This is a genomic window from Sedimentibacter hydroxybenzoicus DSM 7310 (genome assembly GCF_013403245.1).
GTDB classification, from domain to species: domain Bacteria; phylum Bacillota; class Clostridia; order Tissierellales; family Sedimentibacteraceae; genus Sedimentibacter; species Sedimentibacter hydroxybenzoicus.
In genome coordinates this window covers 73,265-91,771 of record NZ_JACBNQ010000014.1, presented here as the reverse complement: position 1 = coordinate 91,771, position 18,507 = coordinate 73,265, and the positions used below count along the sequence as shown (strand labels likewise).

The 18,507-nt window shown below is 35.7% G+C and carries 14 protein-coding genes; all 14 read left to right on the top strand.

Features of this window, described 5'->3' with window-relative positions; translation table 11 throughout:
* Positions 1-286: 286 nt before the first annotated feature.
* On the top strand, positions 287-982 hold the full coding sequence (gene cuyB / locus HZF24_RS12345; RefSeq protein ID WP_218835301.1) for a cysteate racemase: 696 nt from the start codon (positions 287-289) through the stop codon (positions 980-982).
* Positions 983-997: 15 nt separating this feature from the next.
* Positions 998-1,900 carry a DMT family transporter gene (locus tag HZF24_RS12340; protein WP_179238633.1) on the top strand — a complete coding sequence of 301 codons (903 nt, stop codon included), beginning with the start codon at positions 998-1,000 and terminating at the stop codon, positions 1,898-1,900.
* 39 nt (positions 1,901-1,939) lie between these two features.
* Positions 1,940-2,761: a pur operon repressor gene (purR, locus tag HZF24_RS12335; protein ID WP_179238632.1), complete on the top strand. Its 822-nt coding sequence runs from the start codon at positions 1,940-1,942 to the stop codon at positions 2,759-2,761.
* 106 nt (positions 2,762-2,867) lie between these two features.
* On the top strand, positions 2,868-3,158 hold the full coding sequence (gene spoVG, locus HZF24_RS12330; RefSeq protein WP_179238631.1) for a septation regulator SpoVG: 291 nt from the start codon (positions 2,868-2,870) through the stop codon (positions 3,156-3,158).
* 386 nt (positions 3,159-3,544) lie between these two features.
* Positions 3,545-4,915, top strand: a complete 1,371-nt coding sequence (glmU, locus tag HZF24_RS12325) for a bifunctional UDP-N-acetylglucosamine diphosphorylase/glucosamine-1-phosphate N-acetyltransferase GlmU (RefSeq protein ID WP_179238630.1) — start codon at positions 3,545-3,547, stop codon at positions 4,913-4,915.
* Positions 4,916-4,926: 11 nt separating this feature from the next.
* Positions 4,927-5,499: an aminoacyl-tRNA hydrolase gene (gene pth, locus HZF24_RS12320; RefSeq protein WP_179238629.1), complete on the top strand. Its 573-nt coding sequence runs from the start codon at positions 4,927-4,929 to the stop codon at positions 5,497-5,499.
* A gap of 77 nt (positions 5,500-5,576) precedes the next feature.
* On the top strand, positions 5,577-9,134 hold the full coding sequence (mfd, locus tag HZF24_RS12315) for a transcription-repair coupling factor (protein WP_179238628.1): 3,558 nt from the start codon (positions 5,577-5,579) through the stop codon (positions 9,132-9,134).
* Complete coding sequence (locus HZF24_RS12310) at positions 9,127-10,008, top strand: peptidylprolyl isomerase (protein WP_179238627.1); 882 nt, start codon at positions 9,127-9,129, stop codon at positions 10,006-10,008. Before mfd ends, HZF24_RS12310 begins: the two co-directional genes overlap by 8 nt.
* 190 nt (positions 10,009-10,198) lie before the next feature.
* Positions 10,199-10,750 (top strand): stage V sporulation protein T, encoded by a 552-nt coding sequence (gene spoVT, locus HZF24_RS12305; protein ID WP_179238626.1) that lies wholly within the window; start codon positions 10,199-10,201, stop codon positions 10,748-10,750.
* Positions 10,751-10,943: 193 nt separating this feature from the next.
* A complete protein-coding gene (locus HZF24_RS12300; protein ID WP_179238625.1) occupies positions 10,944-12,614 on the top strand; it encodes an MBL fold metallo-hydrolase RNA specificity domain-containing protein in 1,671 nt (556 codons plus the stop codon).
* Between the two features lie 3 nt (positions 12,615-12,617).
* Complete coding sequence (locus HZF24_RS12295) at positions 12,618-14,684, top strand: sigma-54 interaction domain-containing protein (RefSeq protein WP_246346119.1); 2,067 nt, start codon at positions 12,618-12,620, stop codon at positions 14,682-14,684.
* Positions 14,685-14,946: 262 nt separating this feature from the next.
* Positions 14,947-16,722, top strand: a complete 1,776-nt coding sequence (gene iorA, locus HZF24_RS12290; RefSeq protein ID WP_179238624.1) for an indolepyruvate ferredoxin oxidoreductase subunit alpha — start codon at positions 14,947-14,949, stop codon at positions 16,720-16,722.
* A 2-nt stretch (positions 16,723-16,724) separates the two neighbouring features.
* Positions 16,725-17,297, top strand: coding sequence for an indolepyruvate oxidoreductase subunit beta (locus HZF24_RS12285; RefSeq protein WP_179238623.1), 573 nt, complete (start codon positions 16,725-16,727; stop codon positions 17,295-17,297).
* Between the two features lie 85 nt (positions 17,298-17,382).
* Positions 17,383-18,450, top strand: a complete 1,068-nt coding sequence (buk, locus tag HZF24_RS12280) for a butyrate kinase (RefSeq protein WP_179238622.1) — start codon at positions 17,383-17,385, stop codon at positions 18,448-18,450.
* The last annotated feature ends 57 nt before the right edge of the window (positions 18,451-18,507 follow it).

Here is an 18,507-nt window from a genome sequence, read left to right as displayed (position 1 = left end):
TGATGATATCCCACAATGTGAATGACGCAATAAAGTTTTCAGACAGGATTATAATGCTGGACAGAGGAAGTGTAGTGCTGGATGTGAGAAACGGTCAGATAACGGAGAAGGAATTGATGGAGATATATAATTCACGTAACTACAGCCCCTTTGCTGAAGCGGTATAACAGGCATTTGATAAGCGAGAGTAGCGAAGCATTCAGTTTTAGTGGATGCTTGTTTTTTTGTACTTGCATATGGTATAATACAACAATTGTTAATAATTTTATAAATTTTGAGGTGCGTGATGAAAACAATAGGAATAATCGGAGGTATGGGCCCTCTTGCCACGGTTGATTTATATTCAAGAATAGTAAAAAGAACGAAAGCTCAAAGGGATCAGGATCACATACATGTTATAATAGACAGTAATACTAATATACCTGACAGAACGAAGGCAATATTGGGCGGAGGTGATGATCCAACCATAGAGTTGATTAAATCCGCTCAAAGATTGGAGCAAGCAGGTGCTGACTTTCTGATAATGCCGTGCAATACCGCACATTTTTTTATAGACAAAATAAAAGAAAGCGTAAATATTTCTTTCATTAATATGGTAGAAGAAACAGTAAAACATACCTTCAACAAATATGGAAAGGATACGGTTGTGGGATTAATGGCAACCGACGGGACGATAAAATCCAAAATATACGAAAATTATTATAATGATATAGGTATAAAGACAGTGATTCCAGAAAAAACACAGGAAAAAATTATGAAATTTATATATGACGTAATAAAAAGCGGAAATTATGAGGAAGGTACAGATTTATTCTTTGAATGTGTAAATGAATTAAAGGATATGGGCGCACAAGCATTTCTGCTGGGATGCACCGAATTATCATCAGCACAATATTTATATAAAATAGAAGGACCGTATATCAATCCTATGGAGGTTATAACCGAAAGCTCCATAATCTATGCAGGCGGAAAATTAAATTGATGACCGGGAGGAAAAATGAAGGAATTGACATCTAAACAAGCTGACTTGATGCTGTTTTTTGTGGCGTTTTTTTGGGGTACGGGTTTTACCGTAACGAAGATGGCATTGGAAGTGTACACCACGTACCAGGTTTTATTTTTAAGATTTATATTTGCAATATTGGTTTCACTTATATTGTTTCACAAAAAAATGAAAAATGCTACCAAGACAGACGTTAAGGCCGGTTTTATAATGGGCTTCTTTCTGGCGGTGGGTTATATTTTTCAGACTATCGGATTAACGGGAACCTCAGCGGGCAACTCTGCATTCCTGACGGGTACAAATGTGGTTATGGTTCCGTTTTTCTATTATATGGTTACAAAGATAAAGCCGGGGAAGAACAATCTTATTGCGGCAGGGTTAATGTTTGTGGGAATAATATTATTAACTGTGGATTTTGAGAATTTCGGAAAATTTAATTTATGGGACTTCTTAACCTTTATAAGTGCGATTTGCTTTGCCTGGCAAGTGGTTTCCACGGGTATTTTTGCATCTGATAAGGACCCGGCTGTAATTGCGACGATACAAATGGTCACATGTACTGTGATATTTTTAATAATGATGTTAATAGAAAATCAACCCATTGTCTATAATGCAAAGGGTGCGTTAAGTATTATGTATCTGAGCCTGGTTGCTACAATGCTTTGCTTTTTGATGCAGACCTTCGGACAAAAATACACGTCAACAACTCACGCTGCGATAATATTGAGCCTTGAAGCAATCGTAGGAAGTGTTTTTGGAGTGTTGTTCCTGCATGAAAAGTACTCCGTTATGACGATTGTTGGTTTTGTTGTAATATTTATAGCTGTTTTAATAGCGGAAATAGGATATGACTGGCTGCTTAAAAAAATTAAAAACCCTATTGTAAAAAGCGAATAATTGCTATATAATTAAAAAAAATATTCGTGTGGGGTTATTATGAAGAAATATAAAAGGAATCAAAGAATCGGGGCGCTTATGAAAATATTTGCCGAAAAACCAAACTATGTATTTTCTTACAACTATTTTTCGGAAATATTTAATGCAGCTAAGTCTACCATAAGTGAGGATGTATCGATTGTAAGGGAATTGGTATCCGAATTAAATTACGGAAGAATAGAAACTATTTCAGGTGCTGCCGGAGGTGCCGTATTTATACCGGTTATGAACATGGACGAAAAAAATAAAATCCTTATGGAGCTTTGTCAGTTATTTTCGCATAAAAACAGGATTTTACCCGGTGGTTTTATTTATCTTACAGATATATTTAACAATCCCGGTATTGTAACAAACATTGCAAGTGTTATATCATCCGAATTTTCAGATACGAAAATTGACTGTATCATAACTGTTGAAACGAAGGGTATTCCTGTGGCTATTCTGACCGGACAGAAGCTGAATGTTCCTGTTGCGGTAATAAGGAGAAACAATAAGGTAACGGAAGGTGCAACGGTGAGCATCAATTATGTTTCGGGATCGTCAAATAATATTCAAACTATGTCCTTATCGAGGAGATCGCTTAAAGAAAACTCAAGGGTTTTGATAATAGATGATTTTATGAAGGGCGGAGGTACCTGTAAGGGTATGGCTGACATGATGAGGGAGTTTAATGCAGAGGTGGTAGGAACTGCGGTAGTAATAGAGACAAAGGTGCCGGAGAAGAAGTTGGTGGACAATTATTTGTCGTTATTAGTCATGGATGGAATAAATGATAAGGAAGGATTAATTGAAATTAAGCCAAATAATAAATTGTTAAAATAATTTCATACTTTTTTGCCAAAAAATGAAAATGATATTTTGCAATTTGTGAATAAGTATAGTATAATGTACTAAATGGACATAAACTTTGGGGGAAGGTGGTGACAACATGAAGATTTCGGACGTTCGAGTACGAAAAATTAATTCTGAGGGTAAGATGAAGGCAATCGTTTCCGTTACCTTTGATGATTGTTTTGTGGTTCATGACATTAAAATTATTGAAGGGCAGGATGGATTGTTTATAGCTATGCCAAGCAGAAAGATGCCGGATGGTGAATTTAAGGACATAGCTCATCCGATTAATTCTGAAACAAGACAAATTGTTGCAGAAGCTGTATTTAGGGCTTACGAAGAAAAGCGCCTAGAAGAAGGGGAAACTGAAGAAGCCGCTCTTCTGTAGCGCCATGACTGATGATTGTTAAATCAACAGTTTCTGGGTCTTTTTATAAGACCCTTTTTTATGCCCTAACCCCATATGTGCAAGCGACAGCGCGGCACAGATGGCGGTAGGTCAAATACAAGGAATGCCAGATCTGTGCGAGCGATAGCGAGTAAACAGATTTTTTTGCATTCTACTGTTTATGTGTTTCCACAAAAAATGTAAAAACTTTTTTGACTTAATACAGTTTATGTATTATACTTTTAAAGTATTACAAATTGATGATAAAATTGCTGCTATTTATGATTACTTAGCAATTACATAAATCGATAGCTTTTACTATGAATAGTAAAGTATAATTATCAGTATAAAAGTTGGTATTTAATTTTAATACAAGGAGAAATATTATGAATATGTCAATTATTCTGGCAGCCGGTGAAGGCACGAGAATGAAATCGGATATTCCTAAAACATTACATAAGGTTTGCGGAAAAGAAATGATAAAGTATATAATAGAAGCGGCTAAAGAATCAGGTATAGAAAAAAATGTTGTTGTATTGGGACATGGAAAAGAAAAAGTTGGACATAATATAAAGGATATGGGTGTGGTAACTGTTGAACAACCTATAGGACAAGGAGCACCTTACGGAACGGGATTTGCGGTAATGGTAGCTAAAGAGCACATCGATGATGAAGATACCGTATTAATTCTTTGTGCGGATGGTCCTCTTATCAGGAAGGAAACATTATCGTCATTTATAAATAGTCATCTTGAAAATAATTATGATGCTTCTGTTATGACCTCATATTTTGAAAATCCGAAAGGATACGGAAGAATTATCAGAAATGAGGATTCAACAATAAGAGATATAGTTGAAGAAAAGGATGCATCGGAGGAAATAAAAAAGATTATTGAAATAAATGCCGGCATCTATTGCTTTAAAGGAAGAATGCTTAAATATGCTCTTGAAAATATAGATACTGACAATTCACAAGGTGAATACTATCTGACGGATACAATTAAGGTATTAAATAATGATAATTATAAGATAGGCGGCTGGATATTGGGAGATGAAACTGATATTAAGGCAGTTAATGACAGAGTCCAGCTTGCGGAAGTAACGAAATTAATGCAGCAAAGAATAAACGATAAGCATATGCTTTCGGGAGTTACAATAATTGACCCTGAAAATACATATATAGATGATTCGGTAATAATAGGAAGAGATACAATTGTTTACCCGGGAACGTATTTGCAGGAAGGTACCGTAGTAGGCTGCTGCTGTACAATCGGACCGAATGCACGCATAATCAACTCCAAGGTCTGTAACAATGTAAGCATAGAAAGCTCCAAGGTTATAGAGTCATCGATCGGAGACAATACAACCGTGGGACCTTTTGCATATTTAAGACCCGGAACAGCCTTAGGGAAAAATGTCAAAATAGGAGATTTTGTAGAGGTTAAGAAGTCAACAATAGGTGATAACTCCAAATCTTCTCATTTAAGCTACATAGGAGATGCTGAAGTGGGAAAAGATGTTAATATTGGGTGCGGAGTAGTGTTTGTAAATTATGACGGAAAGAAAAAGCATAAAACTGTTGTAGGCGACGGCGCCTTTATCGGAAGCAATTCCAATCTGGTGGCACCGGTAAATGTTCAACAGGGCGGCTATGTTGCATGCGGCTCCACTATTACAGAGGATGTTGAAGAAGGAGATTTGGCTATAGCCCGTGCACGTCAGGTAAATAAAAAGGGCTTAGGTAAAAATAGATATTAACAGAGGTAAGTATGTATATAATTGCAGGACTTGGCAATCCGGGTAAAGAGTATACAGGTACGAGGCACAATGTGGGTTTTGAAACCATAGATTGTCTGGCAGAAAAATATAATGTAAGCTTAAATAAATTGAAATTTAACTCCGTTTATGGCGAAATGACCATAAACGGAGAAAAAATTATGCTTATGAAGCCTGTAACCTATATGAACAGAAGCGGAACAGCCATTGATGAAATAATAAAATTTTATAAAATACCCGTTGAAAATTTAATTGTTGTTTATGATGATATAGATATTCCGGTAGGAACACTCAGGATAAGGGCAAACGGCAGCCCTGGAACTCATAACGGCATGAAATCTATCACTCAGCATGTAGGTAACAATTTTCCGCGTATAAGAATAGGAATTGGAAGAAATCCTGATATGGACCTGGCAGATTATGTACTTCAAAGGTTCAGTCAGGCGGATAAGGATATAATCCTTCCAATAGTTAAGAGGGCGGGAGAAGCTGCCATAGAGATTATTGAGAATGATGTAGACAGTGCAATGCAGAAATATAACGTAAGAGCAATAGGAGAACAATAAAGAAGATCCTTCACTACGTTCAGGATGACACACCGTCATCCTGAGGGCTTGTCTGAAGAATCTCACAGAAGGTAAAAATGGGCAGAATTTTGTTTGAGCAGTTCCAAAAAACTGACAAGTGCAACAGAATAATTGAAAATCATAAGCGAAATAAACGCCAGCTTGTAGTCGGTGTAAATGATGAAAGCATGGCGTATTTGGTGTGCAATTTATTAGATGCTGCAACCGACAAGATACTTCTTATCACTAACAGTGAAGCAAAGTCACGAAAATATGAGCAGGATATAAAGGCTTATACAGAAGATGTAAGAAGATTGCAGCCAAAGGAATTTATATTGTATAATGTTGATGCTTTAAGCAAGGATGTAGATTACAAAAGGTCCGAGGTTTTATACAACATTATTAATTCTAAGAAAAGCATTGTAACGGCATCGATTAATTCAATTATAACCAGAGTAACAGCTAAAGATAGATTTAAGGAATCTATAATAGAATTAAAATACGGAAAAAGTTACAATTTAGAAGGACTTAAAAGCAACTTTGTTAAATTGGGCTATGAAAGAGTAGATGCGATAGAGGGTGTGGGACAGTTTTCAGTAAGAGGCGGAATTGTAGACATATTTTCTCCCTCTGAAGCTAATCCTGTCAGAATAGAGTTTTTTGATGATGAAATTGACTCTCTAAGAGCGGTTGATATTAAGACACAGCGTTCAATTAAAAATTTAACGTCTACGAAAATAATTCCATGCAGGGACATATTATTTGAGAAGGAAGATATACAAAAGGCTTTACATGGCTTAGAAAATGATTATCAAAGCAGATTAAAAAAAATCGGCAATTTAAAAAATCTCAAAGACACAGAAAAAAAATTAAAAGCATTGTATAACAGTTACAATGACAGGCTAAGTTCCGGTTTAAGCATAGAAAATTCGGATTTATTAGTACCCTTCATTAAGGATGAATTTGACAATGTCCTTGATTATTTTGATGATTTCATACTTATATTAGATGAACCGGAAAGAATTTTTGAGGAGCTAAATAACATATCAGAAAGCTTTCGGTTGAAATTCGGCGAACTTTTTGAAAGAGGCGAAATATTTACACAGCAGGAAAGTGTCTATATAAAGGAACAAGAATTAATTAAAGAAATATCGGCAAAAACCTTTATATCGATAAATGGCAAGGATAAAATCTTTGAAACGGATGATACGGTTTCTTTATTGTTTAAAGAGCCTGCCTCCTATTATGGAAAGATGGAAGATCTGTCGAAGGATTTAAACCGTTTAAAATATAAAGGAAACAAAATTGCCATCATACTTTCAAGCTATGAAGCATGTACAAAGCTTCACAATATATTAAATGATTATGAATGTGTAACAACTTTGTCTAAAAGCCCCAATATCGCGGCTGAAAGCGGACAAGTGATAATAGTTCCGGGAAATCTTAAAAAAGGTTTTGAGTATTATGAAAATAAAATAATAGTACTCACAGAAAACGAGGTATTCGGTACAGCCGTTAAAAAACCTCATAAAAGTAAAAAACGCAAGGGCTCTAAAATTGAAATATTTACAGATTTAAAGGTTGGCGACTATGTAGTACATGAGCACCACGGTATTGGTCAGTACGTAGGAATAGAGAAAATAAATGTTCAAAACATTAAGAAAGATTATCTTTGCATTAAATATAAGGGTGAGGATAAGCTTTATGTTCCTGTTGACCAGATGTCGCTCATTCAGAAATATATCGGCTCAGATTCCGAAAAGCCTAAGCTTAATAAAATGGGAAGCGCTGATTGGGTTAAAACCAAGGAGCGCACAAAGCACGCCATAGAAAATATGGCGGCAGAACTTGTAAAATTATATGCCCAAAGAAAAATAGTTAAAGGATATGCTTATGCGTCAGATACCGAGTGGCAAAAAGAATTTGAATATAAATTTCCATTCCAGGAAACGGATGATCAGCTTCGCTGCATAAAGGAAATAAAAAAGGATATGGAAAAATCCATCTGCATGGACAGATTGCTGTGCGGAGACGTTGGCTTCGGTAAGACCGAGGTTGCAATGAGGGCTGCATTTAAAGCGGTTATGGATTCGAAGCAGGTTGCCATACTTGTTCCTACTACTATTCTGGCACAGCAGCATTATACGAATTTAGTGGACAGATTCAGAGGTTACCCTGTCAAGATAGAAATGCTTTCAAGGTTCAGAACACCTTATCAGCAGGCAAAGGTAATCAATGATTTAAATAAGGGTCTTGTTGATATTGTGGTGGGAACCCATAAGCTTTTATCAAAGGATTTAAAATTTAAGGATTTAGGCCTTTTGATTATAGATGAAGAACAAAGATTTGGAGTTAAGCACAAGGAGCTGATAAAACAGCTTAAGTCAAATATTGATGTATTAACTCTTTCTGCAACACCGATTCCAAGAACGCTTCATATGTCCATGATAGGTGTAAGAGATATGAGTGTTATATCAGAGCCGCCAGGTGACAGGCTGCCTGTTCAAACCTATGTGTTAGAGTACAATGAAGGAATTTTGAAGGATGCCATCGAAAAGGAAATGTCCAGAGGAGGACAAATATACTATGTTCACAACAGGGTAATTGATATAGACAGCACTGCGGCCAAGCTTCAAAAGCTGGTGCCTGACGCAAGGATTGCAGTTGCTCACGGGCAAATGAGTGAAAGACATCTGGAAAATATAATGCTTGAATTTGTAAGAAAAGAATATGACATATTGGTATGCACAACCATAATTGAAACGGGGATGGATATACCAAATGTTAATACCTTGATAATTGATAATGCCGATTACTTGGGACTTTCACAGCTTTATCAGCTCAGAGGAAGGATTGGCAGGTCAAACAGAGTGTCCTTTGCTTATCTCACTTATGAAAAGGATAAAATGCTTTCTGAGGTTGCAGATAAAAGATTAAAGGCGATAAAGGAATTTACGGAATTCGGGTCCGGTTTTAAGATAGCTATGAGAGACCTGGAAATAAGAGGATGCGGAAACATATTAGGTGCAGAACAACACGGACATATGCTTGCCATAGGATACGACCTGTACGTTAAATTCCTGGATAGGGCAGTAAGGGAGCTTCAGGGTAATATAGTCGAAGATGAGGATATTGAAACTTCAGTGGATTTAAATGTTGATGGGTACATCCCCGTAACATATATTGAAAATGAAGAGCAAAAAATTGAAATATACAAAAAGATTGCTGCCACATCAAGTAAGGATGATATATATGATATAACAGAAGAAATAATTGACCGTTTTGGTAATCCTCCTAAGCAGGTTGATAATCTTCTTAAAATTTCTTATATAAAATCATTAAGTAAGAAGCTTAGAATTAAATCTATTACACAGATAAACGGCACAGTAAATTTTGAGTTTTGTTCAAATGGTGATTTAAATCAGGATATGATAGGTTTTTTTATTGAAAACTTCAATAAAAAAATAAAGTTTGACGTATCGAAGGATCCTGTTGTTAAATATAAATTAGATTCCTCGGATTCTTCAGAACAGATGAAGCAGATAAAGATTCTTGAGGAGCTTGAAAAATTCTTAGAAATATTAAATAATTATAATCAGGATTTAATATCCTGTCATGGAGGAAAAAATGAGTAAATTAAAAAAATTACTAGCTTTGACGATTTGTTTCACATTGGTGTTAGCCTTTACGGGATGCGATAAGCCTCAGGAGATAACTGAAGACGGTGTTGTTGCAACAGTAAATGGCAAGCCAATAACACAGGAAGAATTGGATATGAATTATGAATTTTATATAAAAATGAATCCTGCAGTTACAAAGGAAGAAATGCTGGATAAATTAATAATGGATATATTAATGGTCGAGGCAGCACAAAAAAGCGGAATTTCAGTTACAGAAGAACAAATAAATGATGAAATGCAAAATTTTAAAGCATTAAATAATTCGGAAGAAGATTATCAGAAATTTCTTAAAGACAATGGATTAACAGAGGAATTTTTACGAGGTGAAATAGAAAAGGAATTTTATATAAATCATTATCTGACTATAGAAATGGATAAATTCAATAATCCTACAGACGAAAACCTTCAGGCTATATTTGATGAGTACAAAATGCAGGAAGAAGTCAGAGCAAGCCACATTTTAGTAAATACTGAAGATGAAGCAAAAGCTGTAATAGAAAGAATAAATGAAGGCGAAAAATTTGAAGATGTTGCAAAGGAAGTGTCTATAGACGGCAGTGCGGCAACAGGAGGAGATTTAGGTTATTTTTCACGTATCAGAATGGTTAAGCCGTTTTCAGATGCTGCATTCAGTATGGAAATAGGTGATATAAGCCAACCTGTTGAATCTGAATTCGGATATCACGTTATACAATTAACTGATAAAAAAACTGATGAAGAAAAAACAATAGAAACAGAAAGAGACACACTTTCACAGTATTATACTTATTTAAAATATAATGAAATGCTGGATAGCTTAAAAAATGAAGCTGACATAGTTATTAAATAGAAATAAAGTAAGAAGATGTTAAAAATGGTAAAAAGATGTTGCTATTCGTAAAATAATGCTATATAATGTTAATGATATTTCCAATAATATCCGTAAATTAAAAAGGATAAAATCTATTAAAGTGCAAATAATAGAAAATATTAAAAGAAATGTCATTTAAATATAAATTATGCATTGGAGGAACTTAAGAATGAAAGCAACTGGAATTGTCAGAAGAATTGATGATTTAGGCAGGGTAGTTATCCCTAAGGAAATAAGACGTACATTGAGAATTAGAGAAGGGGATCCTTTAGAGATATTTACAGACAGAGAAGGTGAAATAATACTTAAAAAATATTCACCTATAGGAGAATTAACTGAATTTGCAGGAGAATATGTTGAATCTTTGTTTGAAACAACAAGACATACAGCAATTATAACAGATCGTGACGGAGTTATAGCAGTATCCGGAAGCTCGAAAAAGGATTATGCAGAAAAAAGGTTGAGCCCTGAGCTTGAAAAAATAATTGAAAGCAGAGAAATGTATGTAACAAACGGTAGTTCCAAGCCAATAAGAATTACTGCCAATGAATTTAATCCTGATAACTACATTAGCCAGGTAATTTCTCCAATATTAGTTCATGGTGACCCGATAGGAGCAATAATGCTTTTATCAAAGGATAAAGCTGTAAAAATGACGGAAGTTGAAGAAAAATTAGTTAAGACAGCAAGTGTGTTTTTATCAAGACAAATGGAAAGCTAAAAAATAAGATGAACAAAAGTCAAAAATACCGACAGAAAATGTCGGTATTTTTTAGTGCCGATTATCTTTGAATTTCTGAAAAACTATAGATATGATTTCTAACTGTCCAGTACAATGTTAAGAGTGTGGCTGATAACGTTTTGACATAATATCACATTTGTTTTATAATTGTATTATATTGAAGGAGGTACTTATGAATATCAGATTTTTAGGCGCAGTAAGAGGAGTAACGGGTTCAAGCCATTTAATACAATACAAGGATAAAAAGATACTGTTGGATTGTGGTATGTATCAGGGCAAAGATGAGGATTACAACATTGATGAGTTTGAAGTAAATCCGGGAGATATTGATTATTTGTTATTAAGTCACAGTCACATAGACCACAGCGGCAGGATACCGCTGTTGGTAAAGAAGGGGTTTAAAGGAACAATATATTGTTCTAAGTCAACCTACGACTTATGCGAAATAATGCTTTTGGATTCAGCTCACATTCAGGAAACGGAAGCCGAGTGGAAAAATAAAAAAGCACTGCGACAAGGAAGAAAATTAGTGGAGCCGTTGTATACGCAAAAAGATGCATTGGATAGCTACCAGTATTTTAAAACAGTTCAATATGATCAGATAGTTGCAATAGATGATGTGCTCACTGTGAAATTCAACGACGCAGGTCATATTTTAGGTTCGTCTATTATTGAAATGTGGTTTTCGGATAATAACGAAAGAGTTAAACTTGTATATTCCGGTGATATAGGAATGAGTGAGAAACCGTTATTAAATAATCCTTCAGTAATAGAAAAAGCCGATTATGTAATTATGGAAGCAACCTATGGAGAAAGAGTCCATGACGACATAGAGCACAGAACAGAAGAGTTGATTAATATTATTTTAAAAACCGTCAGAAGGGGAGGAAATGTTATAATTCCTTCATTTGCTGTAGGAAGGACGCAAGAAATAATATATGAGTTAAACAAATACTATGACAGTCACTTGAATGAAATAGGTACGAAAGAAAATGAATTAAAAAAGATACCCGTATATATTGACAGCCCTCTTGCCGTTAAGGCGACTGAGGTTTTTAAGCGAAATGCAAATGTTTTTGATGATGAAGCAAGGGGATATATAATGAAGGGTGACAACCCTTTGGAATTTGAAAATCTTCATTACACCCATAATGCTGAAGAATCGAAACAACTTAACATTTCAAAGGAACCGAAAATAATAATTTCTGCCAGCGGCATGTGCGACGCAGGAAGAATAAAGCACCATTTAAAGCATAATTTGTGGAGAAAAGAATGCAGTATAGTGTTTGTTGGTTATCAGGCAGAAGGAACGTTGGGCAGAAGATTATTAGACGGAGAAAAAAACGTAAAGGTATTGGGAGAAAATATTAATGTATATGCAGAAATACACAATGTAGAAGGGTTCTCAGGTCATGCCGATAAATATGGTTTGCTGAACTGGCTTAAGGGATTTAAGGAAAAGCCTAAAGGTGTATTTATAGTACATGGAGAACAATCGGCAAAAGAAAGCTTTGCTAAAGAAGTTAAAGAGCAGCTTAAATTAAATTGTATTATACCGGAATATAATGTTGTCTATGATATAAAGAAAAGCGTAGTCGCTGAAGCTGTACAGGAGTCAAAGGAAGCAGGTTTTGTGCTGAGGCCCCGAGGAATTAACGAAAAGCTTATAAATAAACTGTTAACAGAAATAGAGGAATTAAAAACAGTATTTGACGTTGCGGTAGAAAGAGCTAAGAATCATGTAGATAAAGATATGGATATTGAACAGTACAAAAAAATTAATAATATTATTATAGATTTAGAAAATGATATTATTAATTTAACCATGCTTTCAGGAGAATAAAAATTGAGAGAACCTAAGATGAAATCATTGGCAATAGTGAGCTATACCATAGAATCGGTGAACAGCTATTACAATCAAATAAAAAGCTTATTTTCTGATAAAATCACTATAAAGACATATACCTTAGAGGATTTGGGGAACTACGGGGATTCAGAGATAAAGGCAGATGTATTGTTGTTTCCTTCATATCATCTTTATAAACAAATAAAGAGCAAGGTAAATAAGAATACGGAGCTTTTATTTGCCCATAGAACCATATCCAAGTCCGGATTAGATACAATATTTAAGCTTGATGAAGGCTCTGAGGTTGTATTAATAGATGAAAGCCCCGAAATGGCAGAGCAAATAATCTCGATTATTTACCAGTTGGGGGCAAGGCATATTGAACTTAATTCTTTCTGGACATCAAATGCCGATGATTTTGATAAATTTATAATTTTGGGGCAGTCTGACTATACTCCGAAAGCTGATAAAGAAATAATCAACATAGGCAACAGCCTGTTAGATATAAACTCAATTATTGATATAGGCATGAAATTTGACCTGCTTTCCTTATTAGACAGACAGGATGTTGTGAGAAGCTACAAGGAAATAAGAACAGCTAATTTTGGTTTTCTGAAAATTTTAGGGCTTACTAATTCGAGAGAAAGTCAGCTTGATATTTTAATGCAGAATATAGATGCAGGTGTAATAGGTGTAAATAATGATGGAAACATATTTTTATACAATGAAAATGCTAAGGAAATTGTTAATAAAGAACAGGTATTAAATAAAAAAGGAAGTGAGTTGTTTCCTGAAATTCCTTTCGATTATACAATAGAAAGCCTGAAGCCCGTAGAAGAAAAAATAATTAAGATTAACGGTTATGATGTAGTCGTATCGGTTAATCCACTGCTTCACTCAAGGAAGATGTACGGTGCTGTTGCAATAATCAGAAGATATTCAGACTTGGAAAAAAAAGAATATATGCTTAGAAAAAAGCTTATCGGTAAAGGTTATACGGCAAAGTATAACTTTGATGATATTTTCGGTGAAAGTGATTCAATAACAGAAACTAAAAATATAGCTAAGCGTATGTCCAAATCTAATTCCTCAATATTGATAACCGGAGAAACGGGTACGGGCAAGGAACTGTTCGCTCAGGCAATTCATAATAATTCTTTAAGAAAGGAATTTCAATTTGTTCCGGTAAACTGTGGAGCTTTTCCGGAAAGCTTATTGGAAAGTGAGTTGTTTGGTTACGAAGAGGGCGCCTTTACTGGTGCACGAAAGGGTGGTAAGCCCGGACTGTTCGAGCTTGCCCATAACGGAACATTATTTTTGGACGAAATAACAGAAATGCCTATGAGCCTGCAGGTTAAGCTTTTGAGAGTACTTCAGGAAAGAGAGGTCGTGCGGCTGGGAGGCGACAGAATAATAGATGTTGATATAAGAATAATAGCTGCAACGAATAAAAATATTAAGGAAATGGTGGAGAATGATGAATTCAGAGAGGATCTATACTATAGGCTGAATGTTCTTCCATTGAAAATTCCTCCCCTTCGAAGCAGAAGAGAAGATATACTGGGGCTTGTAGATTATCTGAAAAAATCCTTTAAAAGTGATTTTATATTGACTGATAAAGCAAAGGAGTTTTTGGTGAACTACAGCTGGAAGGGTAATGTCAGAGAGCTGAGAAACTGTGTGGAATACTTGGTAAACCTCGGCTTAAGGATAGTGGAAGAGAAGGATATACCCGTGGATTACAGTGTGAAAGCTTTTGATAATAAATTGGTTTCAACGGAACAAAATATTATTTATGAATTCCTGGAGCAGGCAGGCAACAACTTAAAAAAATATATTTTTGTTCTTGAAGAACTAATGAGCGGAGGTAGGAATAATCAGAGGTTAGGAAGGCGCACACTCAGTGAAATAGCTAAAAACAAAGACATATTTATCAGCGAACAGGAAATAAGAACCATACTTCTCAATCTTGAAAAGTATAAGATGGCAGAAATATACAAGGGAAGAAGCGGAACGGTAATAACTGAATTTGGTAAAAAAGCATACAACTATCTGTCAATGGAATAATAAGTTAATGGGTTAATGGGTTGTGAATTACATACCATTCAACCCATTAACTTTTATTTTTGTCGATCGTTTTATCCTTGAAACATTTAAAGTGTTGAAATTGTCCGATTTAATAAAAATATTTAAATATTAAAATTATGGCATAAAAAATGCATATATGTTTATAGTAGTATGTCTTTTTGTGTGTCTTATTTTGTAATAATATGGGACAGCTTAAAGATGGAAGTAGGTACTTTATAAATGATTTGAAGGAGGATACAAATTGAAAAAGTTATTGACAGGAAATGAAGCGATAGCACTTGGCGCATACGAAGCCGGTGTTCATTACGCTTCGGCATATCCAGGTACTCCAAGTACTGAAATATTAGAAAATATAGCTCCTTATAAAGAGATAGTTGCAGAATGGGCTCCAAATGAAAAAGTTGCGGTTGAATCAGCAATAGGTGCGTGCTACGCAGGTGCAAGAAGTTTGACAGCTATGAAGCATGTTGGTTTAAACGTTGCTGCGGATCCTTTTTTCACCATGGGATACACAGGTGTAAACGGTGGTATGGTATTGATAAGCGCTGACGACCCGGGTATGCATTCGTCACAAAACGAACAAGACAACAGATATTATGCAAGAATGGCAAAGGTTGCAATGGTTGAGCCGGCAGACAGTCAGGAATGCAAGGATATGGTTATTAAGGCCATAGAAATAAGTGAAAAATATGATACATTAGTAATGATAAGAATGACAACCAGAGTATGTCACAGTAAGTCGGTTGTTGAAGTCGGTGAAAGAACAGAAGTTCCTATTAAGCCGTATAAAAAAGATACAAGTAAATATTTTATTGCTCCTGCGGTTGCAAAGCAACTACACTTAGTAGTCGAGAGAAAGCTTGTAGAATTAGAGAAATTTTCTAATGAAACAGATTTAAACTTTATTGAATGGAATGACAAGAAAATAGGCGTTATATCTTCGGGTGTGGCATACAATTATGCCAGAGAAGTATTCGGAGACTCCGCTTCTTATTTAAAAATCGGTTTTTCATTTCCTCTTCCAATGGAAAAAATTAAAAAATTTGCGGAAGAAGTTCAAACATTATACGTAATAGAAGAATTAGAACCGTTCATGGAAGAACAAATCAGAGCGGCAGGGATCAACTGCATCGGAAAGGACAAAATCCCCAACACATGGGAATTAAATCCTGATATAGTTGAAAAATCATTGCTTGGAACGCAAAAGCCTACTATAGACTATGATAAAAATGTAGCTGTCGGAAGACCTCCCACATTGTGTGCGGGATGTCCTCACAGAGGATTTTTCTATGAATTGTCAAAGAGAAAGAATGTGATGATAACAGGTGATATAGGCTGCTACACATTGGGCGGTACAGAACCGTTAAATGCAATGGATACCGTTGTATGTATGGGTGCCAGCATAAGTATGGCCCACGGAGCTAAAAAGGTATTCGAAAAGAATAATGACGACAAACGTCTGGTTGCTGTAATAGGTGATTCAACATTCTTCCATTCGGGAATGACAAGCTTGTTAGACGTAGTATATAACAAAAGCAACACTGTTACATGCATACTTGATAACAGAATAACAGCCATGACCGGTCATCAGGAAAATCCGGGAACAGGATTCTCTCTTCAGGGAGATGAAGCCCAGATAACAGATATTGAAACCATCGTTAAGGCTTTGGGTATCAAGCACGTAAAAACAATAAACCCGTTAAGAAGAGAAGCTATGAAGGAAGCTATGGATTGGGCATTTGCACTTAATGAACCATCGGTTGTAATTACAAGATATCCTTGTGCACTTAAGAAGTATTCTGAACAGGATATAGAAGAATTCGGACCAATACAAGGTATTTGTGAAGTAGATCAGGAAATATGTATCGGATGTAAGGCATGTGCAAGAACAGGCTGTCCTGCAATTCACTTCCAGCATGAAATAAAAAAATCATATATAAATGAAGCTCAATGTGTAGGCTGTGAATTGTGCATGCAGGTCTGTCCTGTAAAAGCTATCAGTAAGGTAGGTGTTTAATTATGAAGATTAAGAATATACTATTAGTTGGCGTTGGCGGTCAGGGAACGATACTCGTAAGTAAAATATTATCAACAGGTCTTTTACAGGCAGGATATGATGTTAAAATGTCCGAAATTCATGGAATGGCACAAAGAGGCGGAAGTGTTTCTACACAGGTAAGATATGGTGAAAAGGTTCACTCACCTATTATAGGAATCGGAGATGCGGATATATTGGTTTCATTTGAAACGATGGAATCAATTAGATGGCTGGAATTCTTAAAGCCTGACGGAATAGCCGTTATAAATGAACATGAAATACCTTCGGCACCGATACTTTCCGGAAAGATTGCTTATCCGAAAGGAGTAATCGAGGCAATAAGTGAAAAGGTAAATACAAAGGTTATAAATGCAGCAGAAATTTCCGAAAAATTAGGCAACACAAAGGTAATGAACGTAGTACTTTTAGGAGCGCTGATAAAATCGATGAATTTAACCGATATAGATTGGGAAAGCATAATAAAAGACTTAGTTAAGGATAAATTTGTGGAAATAAATATTAAAGCTTTAAACGCGGGAATGGAAGCGGTATAATTAAATTAAGGTAACCTGCCGTTAAAGTGCCATGCTTTACTTAACGGCGGGTAAGTCCTTATAAAATTTATTAAGTGAGGAAGTTATGAGCTATAAAATTTTGGCTATAAATCCAGGTTCAACCTCGACAAAAATTGCTTTGTATGAGGATGAAAAAGAAATATTCGTAAAGACATTGGATCATCCTATAGAACTGATTGATTCATTTGATAACGTAGAAGATCAATTACAAATGAGACAAGAAGTCGTTATGTCTTTTTTAAAAGAAAAAAATTTTGATGTAAAAGAATTGTCGGCAGTCGTTGCAAGAGGAGGGATGCTTCCCCCTGTGAAATCAGGAGCTTACACTATCAATGATTTAATGATTGACCGAGTTGAAAAACGCCCCGTTATGGAGCATGCATCAAACCTTGCCGCACCCATTGCTTACGGTATAGCAAAGGAAGTGGGAATACCTTCGTTTATTTATGATTCAGTTATGACGGATGAGCTTCTTGACATAGCAAGAATTTCAGGTTCTCCGGATATTCCCAGAACAAGTGCGAGCCACGTTCTTAATACGAGAGCAATGGCTATAAAGTATGCTAAAAGCAAGGACAAGAGATACGATGAATTGAATATTATAGTGGCTCATTTAGGCGGTGGAATATCTATTAACATACATTCGGGAGGAAAAATCGTTGATTTGGTTTCTGATGACGAAGGACCGTTTTCGCCGGAAAGGGCAGGAAGAGTGCCCTGCAGGGAACTTATAAATCTTTGCTATTCAGGCAAGTATGACAAGAAAACCATGCATAGAAAATTAAGAGGAAACGGCGGCTTAAGAGCATATTTAAACACAATTGATGCAAGAGAAGTTGAGTCAATGATTAATGCAGGCAATGAGGAAGCTAAGCTAATTTATGAAGCAATGGCATATCAGATTGCAAAAGGAATAGGTGATCTGGCAACCGTTGTTAACGGAGAGGTAGATGCCATCATATTAACCGGAGGTATTTCTTATTCTAAGATGCTTACATCATGGATAAAGCAAAGAGTATCCTTCATAGCTCCCGTTGAAATAATGGCGGGGGAAAATGAAATGGAAGCACTTGCCTATGGAGCTTTGAGAGTTCTGAGAGGTGAGGAAGCTTCAAAAGAATACACAGAATAAAATAGATCGATTAAAACGCCCGCCTGCTTCGTTGCAGCCGCGCCGGTCAATCCTCAT

What these genes read in the sequence shown, in the direction of transcription:
- cuyB (WP_218835301.1), top strand. Translation starts at nt 287, where the DNA reads ATGAAAACAATAGGAATAATCGGAGGTATGGGCCCTCTTGCCACGGTT.
- HZF24_RS12340 (WP_179238633.1), top strand. Translation starts at nt 998, where the DNA reads ATGAAGGAATTGACATCTAAACAAGCTGACTTGATGCTGTTTTTTGTG.
- purR (WP_179238632.1), top strand. Translation starts at nt 1,940, where the DNA reads ATGAAGAAATATAAAAGGAATCAAAGAATCGGGGCGCTTATGAAAATA.
- spoVG (WP_179238631.1), top strand. Translation starts at nt 2,868, where the DNA reads ATGAAGATTTCGGACGTTCGAGTACGAAAAATTAATTCTGAGGGTAAG.
- glmU (WP_179238630.1), top strand. Translation starts at nt 3,545, where the DNA reads ATGAATATGTCAATTATTCTGGCAGCCGGTGAAGGCACGAGAATGAAA.
- pth (WP_179238629.1), top strand. Translation starts at nt 4,927, where the DNA reads ATGTATATAATTGCAGGACTTGGCAATCCGGGTAAAGAGTATACAGGT.
- mfd (WP_179238628.1), top strand. Translation starts at nt 5,577, where the DNA reads ATGGGCAGAATTTTGTTTGAGCAGTTCCAAAAAACTGACAAGTGCAAC.
- HZF24_RS12310 (WP_179238627.1), top strand. Translation starts at nt 9,127, where the DNA reads ATGAGTAAATTAAAAAAATTACTAGCTTTGACGATTTGTTTCACATTG.
- spoVT (WP_179238626.1), top strand. Translation starts at nt 10,199, where the DNA reads ATGAAAGCAACTGGAATTGTCAGAAGAATTGATGATTTAGGCAGGGTA.
- HZF24_RS12300 (WP_179238625.1), top strand. Translation starts at nt 10,944, where the DNA reads ATGAATATCAGATTTTTAGGCGCAGTAAGAGGAGTAACGGGTTCAAGC.
- HZF24_RS12285 (WP_179238623.1), top strand. Translation starts at nt 16,725, where the DNA reads ATGAAGATTAAGAATATACTATTAGTTGGCGTTGGCGGTCAGGGAACG.
- buk (WP_179238622.1), top strand. Translation starts at nt 17,383, where the DNA reads ATGAGCTATAAAATTTTGGCTATAAATCCAGGTTCAACCTCGACAAAA.